General features: G+C 72.1%; 1 protein-coding gene and 1 pseudogene. Both read right to left on the bottom strand.

Annotated features, from left to right (window positions below):
- A partial coding sequence (locus tag IG88_RS44850) for a SpnB-like Rossmann fold domain-containing protein (RefSeq protein ID WP_037837572.1) occupies positions 1 to 342 on the bottom strand: 342 nt, incomplete at its 3' end.
- 154 nt (positions 343 to 496) lie between these two features.
- Positions 497 to 1099, bottom strand: a pseudogene (locus tag IG88_RS45405) (polyketide synthase dehydratase domain-containing protein); the annotation flags it as partial.
- Positions 1100 to 1135: the final 36 nt, after the last annotated feature.

Raw genomic sequence — 1135 nt, forward strand, 5'->3', positions numbered from 1 at the left:
ACGGAAGTTCACGCCGGTGGCACGCACCGCGACCCGCACCTGCCCCGCTCCGAGAGGCTCGGCGGCACGCGGGCAGTCCACCAGGCGCAGCCCGTCCAGAGCTCCGCCCGTTTCGAGGTCCACTCCCCAGGCATCGGCCTGGGGAGTGGCCAAGGTGTCGGCGTTGGCGCGGGCGACCCGGGCCAGGCGGGGTACGGAAACCGCTCCGGCGCGTACGGCGAGGGAGGTCTCGCCTGTGACCACCGCTCCGGCGACCGCGGCGGGCAGGGCCAGGACGGACGACGGCGCGTCGTCCAGGTCGACCAGCAGGAAACGGCCCGGATGTTCGGAGGACGCCGTCAAGGACCACGGTCGGTCCGTCGGCTTCGACGTGCGTCGCACCGATGCTCAGCGGGTCCCAGTTCACCTCGTACAGCGAGTCAACACTCTGGCTCGCGAGTGCGTCGACGGTCAGTGGCCGCGAGGTGAGGGCCTCGATGGTGAGGACCGGCAGCCCGGCGTGATCAGTCAACTGGACCGAAAGAGTGTCGTCACCCACCGGCGTCAGCCGGGCCCGGACTGCGGTGGCACCGGTCGCGTGGAGACGCGCCCCGGCGAACGAGAACGGCATCAACCGGGCGTCCTGCCCTTCCAGCAGGGTCACCAGACGCGTCTGCAGCGCGGCATCGACGAGGGCGGGGTGCACCCCGAACCGTCCGGCATCACGCTCGGCACCCTCCGGCAGCACGACATCGGCGAACAACTCCTCCCCGGAGCGGTACGCCCGGGAGTGCAGCCGCACCGCACGCCGCCCCTGCTCGTCAGGGGATTCCACGGCGACCTGGAGGTCGACCGCCGCGTCACCAGTCGGCACCATCAGCGGTGCGTGCAGAACGAGTTCCTCCAGCAGCTCGGTTCCCACGCTCTCACCGACCCGCAGCATCAGCTCCAGCACGGCCGCCCCCGGCACGAGTGCCCGGCCCATGACCACGTGGTCGGCCAGCCAAGGGTGGGTTCGCAGGGAGATGCGGCCCGTGGAGACGTGGCCGTTCCCGTCCGCGAGCGCGATACCGGCAGCCAGCAGCGGGTGGCCGAGCGCGGAGAGACCGGCCCCGGACACCTCGGCGGCGCCGGCCGCACCGTCCAGCCAGTAGTG

Origin of the sequence: Streptomyces sp. NRRL F-5650, assembly GCF_000721365.1 — a bacterium.
Lineage (GTDB): Bacteria > Actinomycetota > Actinomycetes > Streptomycetales > Streptomycetaceae > Streptomyces > Streptomyces ardesiacus.